At 61.9% G+C, this 15,218-nt stretch carries 10 protein-coding genes; 1 reads left to right on the top strand and 9 read right to left on the bottom strand.

Annotated elements, in window-relative coordinates; translation table 11 throughout:
- Positions 1-206: 206 nt before the first annotated feature.
- The 9 genes from KJY40_RS08910 to KJY40_RS08870 all read right to left on the bottom strand — a co-directional run bounded on the left by KJY40_RS08910 (position 207) and on the right by KJY40_RS08870 (position 14,080).
- Complete coding sequence (locus KJY40_RS08910) at positions 207-3,803, bottom strand: glycosyltransferase (RefSeq protein ID WP_230736251.1); 3,597 nt, start codon at positions 3,801-3,803, stop codon at positions 207-209.
- Positions 3,804-3,920: 117 nt separating this feature from the next.
- Positions 3,921-5,492, bottom strand: coding sequence for a flagellar hook-associated protein 3 (locus KJY40_RS08905; protein WP_230736249.1), 1,572 nt, complete (start codon positions 5,490-5,492; stop codon positions 3,921-3,923).
- Between the two features lie 13 nt (positions 5,493-5,505).
- On the bottom strand, positions 5,506-7,551 hold the full coding sequence (gene flgK / locus KJY40_RS08900) for a flagellar hook-associated protein FlgK (RefSeq protein WP_230736247.1): 2,046 nt from the start codon (positions 7,549-7,551) through the stop codon (positions 5,506-5,508).
- Positions 7,552-7,572: 21 nt separating this feature from the next.
- Positions 7,573-8,865: a flagellar assembly peptidoglycan hydrolase FlgJ gene (gene flgJ / locus KJY40_RS08895; RefSeq protein WP_230736245.1), complete on the bottom strand. Its 1,293-nt coding sequence runs from the start codon at positions 8,863-8,865 to the stop codon at positions 7,573-7,575.
- A gap of 11 nt (positions 8,866-8,876) precedes the next feature.
- Complete coding sequence (locus KJY40_RS08890; RefSeq protein ID WP_039765528.1) at positions 8,877-9,965, bottom strand: flagellar basal body P-ring protein FlgI; 1,089 nt, start codon at positions 9,963-9,965, stop codon at positions 8,877-8,879.
- Between the two features lie 27 nt (positions 9,966-9,992).
- Positions 9,993-10,688, bottom strand: a complete 696-nt coding sequence (gene flgH / locus KJY40_RS08885) for a flagellar basal body L-ring protein FlgH (RefSeq protein ID WP_230736243.1) — start codon at positions 10,686-10,688, stop codon at positions 9,993-9,995.
- A gap of 53 nt (positions 10,689-10,741) precedes the next feature.
- The gene (flgG, locus tag KJY40_RS08880) at positions 10,742-11,527 is read right to left on the bottom strand and encodes a flagellar basal-body rod protein FlgG (protein ID WP_007958342.1); all 786 of its coding nucleotides are present in this window, start codon (positions 11,525-11,527) and stop codon (positions 10,742-10,744) included.
- A 45-nt stretch (positions 11,528-11,572) separates the two neighbouring features.
- Complete coding sequence (locus tag KJY40_RS08875; protein WP_007958343.1) at positions 11,573-12,313, bottom strand: flagellar basal body rod protein FlgF; 741 nt, start codon at positions 12,311-12,313, stop codon at positions 11,573-11,575.
- A 204-nt stretch (positions 12,314-12,517) separates the two neighbouring features.
- Positions 12,518-14,080, bottom strand: coding sequence for a sigma-54-dependent transcriptional regulator (locus KJY40_RS08870; protein WP_230736241.1), 1,563 nt, complete (start codon positions 14,078-14,080; stop codon positions 12,518-12,520).
- Positions 14,081-14,360: 280 nt separating this feature from the next.
- Here KJY40_RS08870 and phhA point away from each other — a divergent pair, with 280 nt between their 5' ends.
- Positions 14,361-15,152, top strand: coding sequence for a phenylalanine 4-monooxygenase (gene phhA / locus KJY40_RS08865; RefSeq protein WP_039765515.1), 792 nt, complete (start codon positions 14,361-14,363; stop codon positions 15,150-15,152).
- Positions 15,153-15,218 lie beyond the last annotated feature (66 nt).

Below are 15,218 nucleotides of genomic sequence, written 5' to 3'. Positions count from 1 at the left end.
TCACTACCGATATTTACTTCTTCCTTGCGTTGTCGTTGAACCGGATACCGTCAAAGAGCGCTGAGCATCAGCTTGCTGAAAACAAACTTCGAACCCGTGACTTCGGTCATTTCGAATGACGCCACACGGCAGGAATCAACCTGGAAAAACCAAAACAGGCGACTGTAAAAGTCGCCTGTTTTTCAGAAGCAGCCTGTACGAACCGATCAGTCCGCCAGCCAGCCGTTTTCCCAGTAGCGCAGGTTGTCGCCGCGCAGCACGTAATCGCGCAGGACGACCTCGCGCAACTGGTCGCCCATGCGATAGCTGGCGTCCGGATCGGCCAGGTGCATGCGGATCGCTTGCAGCCATTCGTCCGTGGTGTTGGTCTTGATCCGGGTGCACGGCAAGTAACCGCGATAGGCCTCGGTGTCGGTGCAGATCACCGGGTAACCGCAGGCACCATATTCCAGCAGACGAAGATTGCTCTTGCAGTCGTTGAAGATGTGGAACTCCAGCGGCGCCAGGGCCAGGTCCAGGTTCAGGCTGGCCAGTTTTGCCGGGTACACGTCCAGGCCGATCACGCCATGGAATTCGTGCATGTACGGGCGCAGATCATCCGGGCACATGCCGAAGAACACCCAATCGACTTCGTTCGCCAGCTCGCGAACCACGTCGGCGATCACTGCCAGGTCGCCGTGGTGACTGGTGCCACCGCCCCAGCCGACCCGTGGTTTTTTCGAGGTCCGGCGCTGGCTGTGCAGGTCGCTCCACAGATGCTTGGCCAGCATGTTGGGAACCACGCGAATGTCGCTGTGCATGCTCGACAGCGCATTGCCCAGCGGCGCGGTGGACACCACCACCCGGTCGCACATGCCGATGGCGCGCCGGACCAGTTTTTCCATGTCGTCCCGGCCCGGCATGTTGCGAATGTGCGCATTGCGGTGGGGAACATCGATCACGTAATCGTCGAGTTCGTAGATCCGCCGGGCACTGGAGTACTTTTGCAGGCTCGGGATTTCGTTGATCGGACCTTCGGAATAACGGCCCTGCAAAATGATCACGTCAGGGGACTGACGCTCGACTTCGATGATGGTCGGCAGGTTGTAGTGAATACGCCCCAGCGCCCGGCCCGCCTCTTCCAGCTCGATCAACGGCTGGGTGACACGATAGTGACCGATGGCCGACGCGTTGACCGGCAAGGCGAGGATCTTCGGCAATTGCGGCTGGGAAAACGGGCTCCAGCCAGTGCGCAGTCCCGGATCGAGGCTGAAGCTCGAACCGCCCAGACCATTGAGCGACAGGTTGGCGTTATATGCCGGATCACGCGCGACAATCGGCAGCCAGCGCTTGTAGAACACTTCCTGTTCCTGACTGCGCAGAGTCGTTTCGCTCTCGGTGGCCACGACGGTCGGCTGGGCGCCGAGGGCCAGTTGGGCATAAGGTGTCCAGACCACCAGGTAACCTTGCTGGCCGATGCGCAGGCACAGGTCCACCTCGTTGAGCGACTGCGCCAGATCCTGCTCATCGAGGCCGGTCACCGCGTCAAAGACAGCCTTGCGCACCATCAGGCAATCACTGCCGACCGCGCTCAGATTCTGGGCGACCAGCAACCGGTACATGTACCCGGTCGCCTGCATCGACTCACCGTAGAACGGCACACCCGCCGGCCCTTGCAGGCCCAGAATCAGACCGGCATGCAACAGTCGTCCATCCGGGTTGAACAGCTTGGCTCCCACCACGCCGACTTCCGGTCGCTGGGCGTGATTGAGCATTTCCGCCAGCCAGTCGCCGTGGGTGATCACCGCATAAGGGTTGAGCAGCAGCGCGTATTCACCACGCGCCTGGCTAACCGCAGCGTTGCGCACGGCGGCCAGGTTCTCCTGCTGCGGGCAATCCAGCACGCGAATCCGCTCGCTGCCCAGTTGCACCATGCCGTCGAACCAGGCTCGCGCCTCGGCGCTCACGCTGCCGTTGTCGACCAGCAGCAACTCGTACTCGGCGTACAGGGTTTTCTCCAGCAGGGTCTCGACGCAGCGTTGCACCGCCGCGGTCTGATCCTTGCTAACGATGATGATCGACACCAGCGGCGTCTGGCCATGGTGGTAGTCGACCCGGTTGAGCAGCGCCGAAGCGCCTCGACGGATCGTATGGGAAAGGCCCAGACGCTGCAGGTGAGCTTCGATCAGTCGTGCGTTGTCATCGGCCATTTGCGGCTGCGACAACCACTTGGCCAGGTCAAACGCCGACTCCAGCAACACCTCGGCAATGTGGCCGACCACCTGCGTGCCGTCGTTCTCGACCATGCGCCACAGCACATCGTGTGCAGCCAGTTCGCCGAACGCGGAGTCGAAACCGCCCAGCGCGAGAAAACGCTCGCGCTCGAACGCCAGCGCCCGCCCCACATAGGGATAACTGCGCAGAAGGTCGAGGTTGAAGTCGGGCTTGAACACCGGCTCGGCCGATTCGCCCTGACTCAATCCGCCTTCGTCGCTGTACAGGCAGGTCAACGTGCGCGAAAGCGCAATGCGCTCGGCCATCACCAGCAACGCCGGAACCACCAGCCGATCACCGGCCTGCAGCAGGTAGAACCAGTCGGCGCCGTCCAGTTGCGCCAACAGCTCATTGAGTTGCTGCTGCCAGTCATCCTGCAACGGCATGCGCACGACCCGCTCGCTCAGTTGCGCTTCGGTGCAGGACGCCGACAGCACCAGCGTCAGCTCGGGGGCGTATTCCTGATCTGCGAGCGATTGCAGGGTGAGTTCCAGCGCCGAACGGCTGCCTTGCTCGTCGATGATCACCGGCACGATTTTCGGCGTGCGCGGCCAGGCGGCCAGGGTATCGGGCAGCAATTCACGCTGGCCTTCGGTCAGGCTGCGGCAGGCCAGCCACTCGGCGTACAGCTCGGCAAAACTGACGCTGGAAATACCGACATGCCAATCCTGGGTGGTCTGCTTGGTGCCCAGGGTCCGGCTCAACGGCAACTCTTCCCAGACCCGTGGCGACTCATCGGCCTTGGTGATCGGCAAGTAACGCACCCAGCCCGGGGCCGGCGCCGACTCACCGCTGCGCGCCTTGAGCATCTGCGTCAGCCATTGCCGCTCGGCCACGGCCGCATCGCGCATGGCCTGCTGGCCACTCAAACGCTCAGGATACAAACGCTCGACACTGAGCACATGGTTGGACACCACCATGTTGCCGCGACGCAGCAGACAGACGTACAGGGCGAAATCCAGGGTAGCGACAAAACAGTGACCGGCCTGGGTCAGCGCCGGCAGCAGTTCCAGCACGTCGGCACGACGGAACAGCGCCGCACTGAAACCGCCGAGGATGTTGACCGGGAAGTTCTCGAAAATCGCCAGCAGGTCTTCGCCCTTGAACAGACCACACACCGGCGACAGCGGGGTGTTTTCCAGACGCGATGGCAATGGCAGGTCGTTGGCGTCCCAGAACAGACGCTGGGCCAGCACCAGGTTGACGTCTTCACGATCGATGAGCACTTGCGCCTGACGTTCGACGCAGGTGGCAAACAACTGATCGTCGTCGCACAGGAATTTGATGAACTCACCCTGAGCCTGCGCAAGACAGGCCTGCAGGTTGCCGACCAGCCCCAGCGTGCGGTCATTGCGCACATGACGCACCGCCACCCCGGTGCTCTCGATCATCGAGGCGACGGTTTCTTCGATCTCGCTGCCGCGGCTGTCGTCGCAGACAATGATTTCAAGATTGGCGTACCCCTGGCTCACGGCACTGAGCAACGCGCGCTCGAAGAAGCGCGGATTGAAGGCTGGGATGACAAGGCTGACAAGGGGAAGTGAATTCACGGCGGACTCGCAAGCGGCGGGAACCCGCCCGGAACAGCGAGCCCTTTGAAACCGCAAAAAAAAGACGATGGATACAGAGCGGTCAGAGCAAACGGGCGCTTGCGCGCCCGTTCAGGATCAGATCTTGTTGAACAGACCCAACTGGCTGATTTTGCTGAATGCCAGTTGCGAGGCCTGCAGCATGGTCTGCTGCAAGGTCAGGCGGGTCATCACTTCGGCCGGATCCGAATCACGGATCGAACCCTGGGTGGTGGAGTTCGCCTGACTCAGGCTCTGGTTGGTGGTGGTCTGATCATCCAGCGACTGGCCACGGGCACCGATCGACGTGACGGCCGAGCCGATCTGGTTCGAGGCACTGTCGATGTTGCCCAGGGCCGATTCCATGGCGCCCTGGAATTTCTGTTTGGCCACCGGATCACCGTCGACCGGCGTGTTCAGCGCCGTGACCATCTGGCCCAGGGTGTCGAGCACGTTCTGGGTCTGGTGGTTGTTGGACTGGATCGAGAACTGGTCACCGGCCGCCGGCGTGCCGCCGAGGGCGAAGGTCACACCGGCCGCTGTCGCGTTGCCACCGGCCACCGTGCCCGACGAGATCGGCTTGCTGTCAGCGGTGACAGGCGCCGCGTACAGGTCGAACGCGGTAGCGCTGGTGAACTTCAGGACCGCGCCGCCGCCCGACGGGAAGGCCGCGTTGTACGCTGCCTGGTTGGTCACGTTCGAGCCGGTGATGACCGCGGTCGACGGATTGCCCGGGCTGCGCGAGGTGGTGAACGAGTCCGGCGTGGCCGCCAGCTGGAAGCTGTGACCGGCAATCACTGCGTCCGGGTTGGTGTCACCGGCCTTGAGGTTGATGCTCAGCTTCAGGTCGACGCCGCGGAAACTGACCGTCTGGTTGGCGCCGTTGCTGTTGCTGATCGCGCCGTTCTGGCTGGCTTCGGTGGTCACGTCGTTGCCCAGGGCATCGGTGATCTTGATCTGGGTGCTGCTGATGAAGTCCACGGTGTACGGCTGGCCGGCCGCGAACTTGGAATTGTACGTTGCCGCAGTGCCCACGATACCGTTGGTCAGCACCACACGACCGTCATCGACCGCCGGAGCCGTCATGGTGGTCTGGGTGCGGGCGGTATTGATCGTCTGCTGGAAAGCATCCCAGCCAGTGGTGTTGGTAGCCACCGACAGGCCGTCACCGATGCCCAGGTTGATCTGGGTCTGGTCGCCGTTGTAGGTGTAGGTGCCATCGGCGTTCTGCGAGTACGGCGCGGTATCGGTCTTCGAACCGGAGAACAGGTAGTTGCCGTTGGCATCCTTGGAGTTCATCAGGCCCAGCACTTGTTGCTGGATCTGGCTCAGTTCGGACGCATAGGCCTTGCGGTCCGCGTCGGTGGCGATGCCGTTGTTGGCGGCCAGACCGATTTCCTTGGCGCGCTGCAAAGCGGTGGTGATGGAGTTCAGTGTGGACTCCTGAACGGTCAGCGCGCTCTTGGTGGTGTCGATGTTGCCTTTGTACTGATCGAGAATCGCGGCCTGCTGGCCCAGCTTCAGCAAACGACCGGCGCCGATCGGATCGTCGGCGGCGGTGTTGATGCGCTGCAGGCTGCTGGCTTCGTTGGCGGTCGCGACCGTCTTGCTGTAGTTGCGCTGATATTGGGCAGCTTGTGTCGCGTAATACTGGGCGGTGGAAATGCGCATGAATTACGACTCCTTAAAGACTGTTGATCAGCGTGGCAAAGGTTTCCTGCGCAGCTTTGATGATCTGCGAAGACGCTGTGTAGTACTGCTGATACTTGACCAGGTTGCCGGTCTCTTCGTCCAGGTTGACCTGGGACAGCGAATCACGCGCGCCCTGAGCCTGATCCAGGATCGCCGTGGTGGCCTCGATGTCGGACTTGCCCTGAGCGGCCTTGGTACCGACGTTGGTCACCAGCTTGTTGTAGGCGTCGGTCAGGCTGATGCCCTTGCTCCCCGTGCCGGTGTCCACGGTCTGCTTGGTTTGCAGGCCGACCAGCGCCTGGGCGTTGCGGTTGTCCGAAGAGGCCGCACCGGTCAGGTTGATGGTGAAGGTTTCGCCGGACTTCGGCGTCGCGCTCACGGTGGTCTGCACGGTGAAGGTTTTCTGCACGTTCGGCGTGACGGTGGTGTCCATCACCGGAGCGCCGGTGGAATCGACCATGCCGATCTTCAGGTTCAAGGTGTTGGCCTGGCCCGGAACGATCACGCCGGATCCGATTGTGGCGCCCTTGGCATCGACCATGTTGTAGGTCTGGCTGCCGCCGCTCGTTGCGCCGAACACCAGTTTGACCGGGGTCGAATACTTGAGCGCGTTCTGCAACTCGGCCTGGGAGGTCGGGTTGTAGATATCGATGGTGTCGGTCAGCGTCGGCTGGGTGTAGGTGCCGGAGTTGTTGGCACTGGCCACGCCGGTCAACGGTGCTGCCGCCGCGACCTTCTTCGGATCTGTGAGCACGGTCTGGATGGTCGAGGCCGCACCACGGGTCGGCGTCACCTTGAAGGTGTCGCCGGCGCTCAGCGCACCGCCATTGAGGGCCAGGGTAAAGCCGTCGATGACCGGAGGCGGCGTGGTCGTGGTACTGAACGAACCCATGTCGGTGCCGTCGGAACGCTTGACCGTGTAATTGGTGGCGCTGGTGAAGGTGACCTGGTAATCGCTGGTGGTCAGCTTGCCGGTGTCTTTGATGGTGACGTCAAGGTTGCCCGAACCCGCGCTGTTGCCGGTCTGGGCAATGCTGCGCTGACTGATCAGCGCGGCACTGTTGATGTTGTTGAAAATCGCTGCGCCGAAGTCACCGTTCTTGTCGATGCCCTGGGCCTGCTGGCGGTTGACCTGATCGGCGATCACCAATGCCACGCGACCCAGCTCGTTGAGCGACGGGTCGAGCACTTCCTTGCGATAGCTCAGCAGACCGCCGATTTCGCCGCCGCTGATCACCGAAGTGATGTCGATGGTGCTTGAACCGCGATCCATCTGGATGCCCATGCGCGACGGGTCGTCCCGGCTCGGCACGGTGCTCAGCGTGTTGGTGGTGTTGCCGATCACCAGCGGCTGACCGCTGCCGACATAGACGTCGAAACTGGTACCGCGCTCGACGACCTGCGCACCGGTCAGCTGGGACAGCTGACGCACGGCTTCATTGCGCGAGTCGAGCAGATCGTTCGGCTGGCCGCCGCTGGTGGAAATCTCGCCGATCTTCTGGTTCAGATTGGCAATCGAGGTGGCCAGCTTGTTGACCTGGGCCGCCATGTCGGCCAGGTTGCCGTTGAGCGTGGTGTTCTGATCGTTGAGCTGCTTGGCCAGTGCGTTGAAGCGACTGGTCAGGGCCTGCGCGCCGGTCAGCACCGATTGACGGGAGGTGTCATCGGTGGCCGAGGTCGATACGCCTTGCATCGAGGTGAAGAACTTCTGCAGCACGCCGGTCAGGCCGGTGTTGGTGTCGGACAGCGAGCCGTCCAGTGCCGTGGCCTGCGCGCCATAGGCAGCCGCTTCGCTGTTCAGCGAGGTGGCGGTATGCAGTTGCGACTCAAGGTAGGAGTTGTACACCCGGCGCACGTCGGCGAGGGTCGTACCGGTACCGATGAAGACGTTACCGTACTGGATCGAGGACTTGGTGCCCTGCACGGTTTGCTGGCGCGAATAACCGGCGGTGTCGACGTTGGCAATGTTGTTACCTGTCGTCGCCAGAGAGGATGAACTCGCGGCCAACCCCGACATCCCGATATTGAGCAAACTCATGATTCAAACCTTACCTTGTGTTTATAAGGGCGTCGTTGAAACGCCGGCCGCAGCGTAGTTCTGATTGACCGTCATCTGCCTGGCAATCTGCGAAATCTTCGTCGCGTAGTTCGGGTCGGTCGCGTAACCGGCCTTCTGCAATTCGCGTACAAACTGTTCTGGGTTATCGGCCGACTTCAGCACATCTTGATAGCGATTATTGCTCTGCAGCAAAGTCACCAGATCGTGGAAGCTGTCCTTGTACGAGGCATAGGAACGGAACTCGGCCGTCTCCTTGACCATCTGCCCGTTGCGGAATTCGCTGGTGATCGCCCGGGCCGAATCGCCCTTCCAGTTGCTGCTGGCCTTGATGCCGAACAGGTTGTGACTGCTGCTGCCGTCCTGGGCGCGCATGACCGATTTGCCCCATCCGGTTTCCAGCGCGGCCTGAGCCACCAGATAACGCGGATCGACGCCAATGCGTGCGGCGGCTTCCTGCGCCATCGGCAACATGGTGTTGACAAACTGGTCGGCGTTGCTGAACGCGCGCTTGGCAGGTGCCAGCGGGATCTGCGCCATGGCGCGGCCGTAGATCTGCATCTGCCCGCCGGAGGCTTTGTCCGCCTCGGCACGGGCCAGCCAGTCGCCGTTGTAGAGCGGGCCGGAACCGGTGACAGCGGCGGTCGTGGCGCGCTGCGGCAGTTGAGTGGTCGCTGCCGGCGTGGCCGACGGCACCAGACCGGCGAGCAAGCGATCCGCCAGTTTCGGCGGCAACGCCAGACGACGCTGGTTGATCATTTCCATGTCGTTGCGATGGGTCAGCTCGGTGTTCGGCGCATGCACCGAACGCGACGCCCACAACGGACGCTCGCCATTGAGTCGCGACAACGGGCCATTGGTGGCCACGGTGCCGGCGGCAACCGGCGTGACCACGGCTGCGGCCCTGGCTTTGGCTTCTTCCTGCTTGGCGGCGGATGCAGCCGCAGCCTCGCCCGGCGCCATCGGTTTGTTCTTCGACATCTGGCGCATCAGCACGTCGGCGAGGCCGATACCACCGCCCTCGCGGGACATGGAAACCGCCAGTTGCTGGTCGTACATTTCCTGATACTGCTTGGCGGCCGGCGTGTTGAGCGGGTTGTCCTGGCCCAGCGCTTCGGTGGCCGAACGCATCGACTTGAGCATTTCACCGAGGAACAGCGATTCGAACTCCTGCGCAACCTTGCGCATGTTTGCATCGCTGTTCTTGTCGCCGACCTTGAGCTGGTTCAAGCGATTGAGGTCGGAGTACGAACCCGAATCGCTGCTGCTGACCAGACCGCTTTTGCGCATATCCATGGTCGCCGTCCTCAGATCACGATCAGGTCGGCTTGCAACGCGCCGGCCTGCTTCAGAGCTTCGAGGATGGCCATCAGGTCACCCGGCGCTGCGCCGACCTGGTTCACCGCCCGGACGATCTCGTCGAGGGTGGTGCCCGGGCCGAACTTGAACATCGGCTTGGCTTCCTGTTCGGCATTGACCCGCGAGCGCGGTACCACGGCGGTCTGGCCGTTGGACAGCGGGCCCGGCTGGCTGACGATCGGGTCTTCGGTGATGGTCACGGTCAGGCTGCCGTGGGTCACGGCGGCCGGCGAGACCTTCACGTTCTGGCCGATGACGATGGTGCCGGTACGCGAGTTGATGATGACTTTCGCCACCGCCTGCCCCGGATCGACTTCGAGGTTTTCCAGGATCGACAGATAGTCGACGCGCTGGCTCGGATCGAGCGGCGCGGTCACACGGATCGAACCGCCGTCGATGGCCTGAGCCACGCCAGGGCCGAGCATGTCGTTGATCTTGTCGACGATGCGCTTGGCGGTGGTGAAGTCGGAACGGTTGAGGTTCAGCGTCAGGCTGTTGCCCTGGTTGAAACCGCTCGGCACCGAACGCTCGACCGACGCACCGCCAGGGATGCGACCGGCCGACGGAACGTTGACGGTGATCTTCGAACCATCACGACCTTCAGCGTCGAAACCGCCGACCACCAGGTTGCCCTGGGCGATGGCGTAGACATTGCCGTCGATACCCTTGAGCGGGGTCAGCAACAGGGTGCCGCCGCGCAGGCTCTTGGAGTTACCGATGGACGACACGGTGATATCGACCTGCTGACCCGGTTTGGCGAACGCCGGCAGATCGGCACTGACCGACACCGCCGCGACGTTTTTCAGCTGCACGTTGCCCGATCCCGGCGGCACCTTGATGCCGAACTGCGAGAGCATGTTGTTGAAGGTCTGCAGGGTGAACGGGGTCTGCGTGGTCTGGTCGCCGGTGCCGTTAAGACCGACCACCAGGCCATAGCCGATCAACTGGTTGGAACGCACGCCGGAAATGCTGGCGATGTCCTTCAACCGTTCGGCTTGTGCATTGAAGGCCGCCGACAACAGGAACGCGGCCACCATGAGACTTCTGAAATTCAACGTAGCCACCTAGAAAGGGAACAGCGGGCTGAGGAAGAAACGGTCGAACCAGCCTGGCTGACTCGCATCGGCGAACGAACCGGTGCCCGAGTAGGTGATGCGTGCATCGGCAACCCGGGTCGAGGACACGGTGTTGTCGGTGGCGATGTCATCGGCCCGCACGAGGCCGGCGATCCGCACCAGCTCGTCGCCGGTGTTGAGGGTCATCCACTTCTCGCCACGCACGGCGATAATGCCGTTGGGCAGCACGTCGGCAACGGTCACGGTGATCGAGCCGGTCAGGGTGTTGCCCTGGGCGGCCTTGCTGTCACCCTTGGTCGCGCGGTCGCCTTCGTAGCTGGCGCTCAGGCTCAGGTCATTGCTGCCGATCGGGTTGTTGGTGGTTGCACTGCTGCCGAACAGCGACGTCAGGCCGATGCCGGTCTTGCTGTTCTTGGCCACCTGCGAGTTGGCGTTCTTGCTGGCCTGGGTCTTCTCGTTCAGGGTGATGGTAATGATGTCACCGACCCGGAACGCCTTGCGGTCGCTGTACAGGTTCTGCTCGAAACCGGCCTGATAGATCGAGCCGTTGTTGGCGGCCGACGGCAACGGTGTGCGCGGCAACACCGGGGCGTAGTAAGGATCATTGGGCTTGGGCGTCGGAGCGACGCAGCCCGCGAGCGAGACGACCCCACTCAATGCCACAACAGATACAAAGCGCTTCATGACCCTTACCTCACGGTGTTGCAGGCGACCTCATGGCCGCCTCATAGACTTGATTACAGATTCTGCGTTACGAACGAGAGCATCTGGTCGGCGGTGGAAATCACCTTGGAGTTCATCTCGTACGCGCGCTGGGTAGTGATCATGTTGACCATCTCTTCCACGGTGCTGACGTTGGAGGTTTCCAGGGTGTTCTGCAGGGTAGTGCCGAAACCGTTCAGGCCCGGAGTACCGACTTGCGGTGCACCGGAAGCGGCGGTTTCCAGGAACAGGTTGTTGCCCACTGCTTGCAGACCGGCCGGGTTGATGAAGTCGGCGGTTTGCAGGTTGCCGATCACTTGCGACGCGGCGTTGCCGGCCACGGTGATCGACACGGTGCCGTCACGACCTACCGTGAAGGTCTGGGCATTGTTCGGGATGACAATCGCCGGCTCCAGGGCGAAACCGCTGGCGTTGACGATCTGGCCGTTGGAGTCGAGGTGGAAAGTACCGTCACGAGTGTAGGACGTGGTGCCGTCCGGCTGCAGGATCTGGAAGAAACCGCGGCCGTCGATGGCCATGTCCAGCGGCTGCTCGGTGGTTTGCAGGCTGCCGGCGGTGAAGTTTTTCTGGGTGCCGACAATGCGCACACCGGTACCCACTTGCAGACCCGACGGCAGTTCGCTGTCCTGGGTCGACTGGGCGCCTGGCTGACGCTTGATCTGATACAGCAGGTCCTGGAACTCGGCGCGGTCACGTTTGAAACCCGTGGTCGACACGTTCGCCAGGTTGTTGGAAATGGTGGTCAGGTTGGTGTCCTGGGCGGACAGACCGGTTTTGGCAACCCATAGAGCCGGAAGCATTCGATTCTCCTCGTGCGCCTGTTTTACGGCGCGACGTTCTGATAATTAGCTGATCTGCAAGACCCGAGCCATGGCCTGGTCGTCGTCTTTGGCGGTGTTCATCATCTTGACGTGCAACTCGAACTGCTTGGCCAGGGCCAGCACCGAGGTCATCTCTTCCACGGCATTGACGTTGCTCGACTCCAGGAAACCCGACACCAGCTTGACGTTGGCATCGGCCGGCGCAGGCTGGCCGTCCTTGGTGTAGATCGAACCGTCCAGGCCCTTGTTCATGTTCTTGATGTCCGGATTGACCAGCTTGATGCGGTCGACTTCGGCCATGACGCGCGGGCCCTCGCCCATCGCACGAATACTGATGGTGCCGTCTTCACCGACTTCCACCTGCTGCTCCGGCGGCACGGCGATCGGCCCGCCGTTGCCCATGACCGGCATGCCGTTGCCGGCACGCAACACGCCGAGGGCGTCGATATTGAGGCTGCCGGTGCGCACGTAGCTTTCACCGCCATTAGGGTTCTGCACGGCGATCCAGCCGTTGCCCGACACGGCGACGTCGAGGTCACGGCCGGTCTGCACCAGCGAGCCCGGCGTGAAGTCGGTGGCGGGCCGTTCGCTCATGGCAAACGCACGCGCCGGAAAGCTGTCACCGAACACCGGCATCGAACGCGCCTGCTCCAGGTCGCGCTGAAAACCGTTGGTGGAGATGTTCGCCAGGTTGTTGGCATGAGCCTTTTGCGCCAGTGCGTTCTGGCTGGCGCCGGTCATTGCCACATAAAGGTACTTGTCCACACTCTTTCCTCTGCATGCCGGACGTTTGCCGCCCACCGCTGTACTGCTGAGCCATAAGCAATTTGCAGACCAACTTTTTTCTGGCGGCCGACGACCCGGTAAACAAAGGACTTGAGGGATTTTGCGGGGAGGAGGGAAATGTATCGAAGACGAAAAACCGGCGGTGTCATGCCGTTTGGCGGCAAACACCTGACCCGGCCGTGATCACTCGGACGCGTCCTTGCCGACTTCATACTCACGCAGCTTGTTGGCAATCGTGGTGTGCGAAACCCCGAGCCGCTTGCCCAGTTGCCGACTGCTCGGATGCTCGGAATACAGTCGCTCAAGCACCGCTTTCTCGAAGCGCCCGACAATCTCGTCGAGCCCGCCCTCGAGGGAAAAATCGCCAAGCGGCTGACGCACACCGTAATCCGGCAGGCGAATGTGCTCGGCCTTGACCGTGCCGCCGTCGCACAGCGAAACCGCCTGGAACAGCACGTTCTCCAGTTGCCGGACGTTGCCCGGCCAATGGTAGTGACTGAGCCGGTCCATCGCCGCCGGCGCCAGTTTCGGCAGCGGGCAGCCGATCTGCCGGCTGGCCTGATCGAGGAAGTGCTCTACCAGCGGCGTCAAACCGTCGAGGCATTCGCGCAGTGGCGGGATGTGCAGCGACAGCACGTTCAAGCGGTGATACAGATCCTGGCGAAACTCGCCGCGCGCGCACAACTCCGACAGGTCGACCTGGGTTGCGCAGATCACCCGCACATCCAGATAAACCTCTTCATCACTGCCCACACGGCGGAAGCAGCCGTCCTGCAGGAAGCGCAGCAATTTCACCTGCAAGCGCGGGCTCATTTCGCCGACGCCATCGAGGAACAGCGTGCCGCCCGCCGTCAGCTCCAGCAGCCCGAGCTTGCCTTCGGCCCGCGCACCTTCAAAAGCACCCGGGCCGTAGCCGAACAGTTCGGTCTCGGCCATCGACTCCGGCAGCCCCGCGCAGTTGAGCGCCATCAACGGCGACTGACCGCGCGGGCTCGCCAAATGGCAGGCCCGTGCCAGCAATTCCTTGCCGGTGCCGGTTTCGCCTTCAATTAAAAGAGGCGCATCGAGCGGCGCCATACGTCGGGCTTCACGCACCACCGCCGCCATCACCCTGGAGCTTTGGAAGATGCTGTCGAAGCCACGCAACTCTTGTTTGCGCACGTTATAGATGCGCTCGCCGACGCGGTCCGCGCGGTGCAAGGTCAGCACGGCACCGGCCATCGCCTCGCTGTCGTCATGTTCCGATTGCAGCGGCGCGATGTCGGCCAGAAAGATGTCGCCCTTGACCTTGACCCGCATGCCGTTGATTCGCGATTTATTGGCGCGCACCAGTTCCGGCAGGTCGAAATCCTCGGCGTAACGCGACAACGGAATCCCCGGCACCTCGTCCACCCTCACCCCGAGCAACTGCGCCGCCGCCCGGTTGGCCGCTACGATGGAGCCGCCCATGTCGATCGACAGCACCGGAAACTCCAGCGCGCCGAGCAGCGCATTCAACTCCATGTGCCGCCGCTCGCTGGGCATCAGCCCTACCCGCTTGACGCCGAACACCCCGGCAATCGCCTCGAACTTGGGTCGCAGCGCCTGGAACTGAATGTTGATCAGGTTCGGGCAATGCAGGTAGATCGCGTTGCCATGCTCACCGCCCACCTCGCCACGGGCGACGTTGATCCCGTACTCCACCAGCAGATTGAGAATGTCGCGCAGGATGCCGATGCGGTTCTGGCAGTGGACTTTGATACGCATATAAAGGCCCGAAACAGGTGAAGAGGCGGTCTGGCGCCGGAATTTTCTGCGCAGCGCGCAAGATAGTCGTCAAGATTATGTGACAGCCATCGGCCTTTTCAAACCCGACAGCCACCGCAAACACGACTTATCGCACGAAGCGTAACGAAAATTTTACGAATTAAAGAGACTTTTCCTACTCGACCGGTCTTCAACATGCTGCAACAACGAACGTTCCGGGGTATTTCTCAGTCCATCGCAGGACATAACAAGAACGAAATTCCCCTCGCAGGAGAGCAGTATGAAGCAGACGCAATACGTGGCCCGCGAGCCCGATGCGCAAGGTTTTATCGACTACCCCGCCGAAGAACATGCGGTGTGGAACACGCTGATCACCCGCCAGATGAAAGTGATCGAGGGGCGCGCGTGCCAGGAATACCTGGACGGTATCGAAAAACTCGGTCTGCCCCACGACCGCATTCCGCAACTGGGCGAGATCAACAAGGTGCTCGGCGAGACCACCGGTTGGCAAGTTGCCCGCGTCCCGGCGCTGATCCCCTTCCAGACCTTTTTCGAATTGCTCGCCAGCAAGCAGTTTCCGGTGGCCACGTTCATTCGTACCCGTGAAGAACTGGACTACCTGCAAGAGCCGGACATTTTCCACGAAATCTTTGGCCACTGCCCGCTGCTGACCAACCCGTGGTTCGCCGAATTCACCCACACCTACGGCAAGCTCGGCCTGCAAGCGACCAAGGAAGAACGCGTTTATCTGGCGCGCCTGTACTGGATGACCATAGAGTTCGGCCTGGTCGACACCCCGCAAGGCAAACGCATCTACGGCGGCGGCATCCTGTCTTCGCCGAAAGAAACTGTTTATTCGCTGTCGGACGAACCCGAGCATCAGGCCTTCGATCCGCTGGAAGCCATGCGTACGCCGTATCGCATCGACATCCTGCAACCACTGTATTTTGTCCTGCCGAACCTCAAGCGCCTGTTCGACCTGGCCCACGAAGACATCATGGCCATGGTCAAGCAAGGCATGCAGCTGGGTCTGCACGCACCGAAGTTTCCGCCAAAACCAAAAGCCGCGTGACTCGCGACTTTTGCTTACAAGTGAGTCTGTCAGTCGTCGCCACTTTGGTTTAGCGTGGCGACACTG

It is taken from the genome of Pseudomonas fitomaticsae (genome assembly GCF_021018765.1).
Taxonomy (GTDB): domain Bacteria; phylum Pseudomonadota; class Gammaproteobacteria; order Pseudomonadales; family Pseudomonadaceae; genus Aquipseudomonas; species Aquipseudomonas fitomaticsae.
The sequence above is the reverse complement of the archived record's forward strand: the minus strand, read 5'-3'. Positions and strand labels throughout refer to the sequence as shown.

Bases quoted from the DNA above. Each gene is read 5' to 3' on its own strand.
- flgJ (WP_230736245.1), bottom strand. From the start codon at position 8,865: ATGGATATGCGCAAAAGCGGTCTGGTCAGCAGCAGCGATTCGGGTTCG.
- flgG (WP_007958342.1), bottom strand. From the start codon at position 11,527: ATGCTTCCGGCTCTATGGGTTGCCAAAACCGGTCTGTCCGCCCAGGAC.
- KJY40_RS08890 (WP_039765528.1), bottom strand. From the start codon at position 9,965: ATGGTGGCCGCGTTCCTGTTGTCGGCGGCCTTCAATGCACAAGCCGAA.
- KJY40_RS08870 (WP_230736241.1), bottom strand. From the start codon at position 14,080: ATGCGTATCAAAGTCCACTGCCAGAACCGCATCGGCATCCTGCGCGAC.
- flgH (WP_230736243.1), bottom strand. From the start codon at position 10,688: ATGAAGCGCTTTGTATCTGTTGTGGCATTGAGTGGGGTCGTCTCGCTC.
- flgK (WP_230736247.1), bottom strand. From the start codon at position 7,551: ATGAGTTTGCTCAATATCGGGATGTCGGGGTTGGCCGCGAGTTCATCC.
- KJY40_RS08905 (WP_230736249.1), bottom strand. From the start codon at position 5,492: ATGCGCATTTCCACCGCCCAGTATTACGCGACACAAGCTGCCCAATAT.
- phhA (WP_039765515.1), top strand. From the start codon at position 14,361: ATGAAGCAGACGCAATACGTGGCCCGCGAGCCCGATGCGCAAGGTTTT.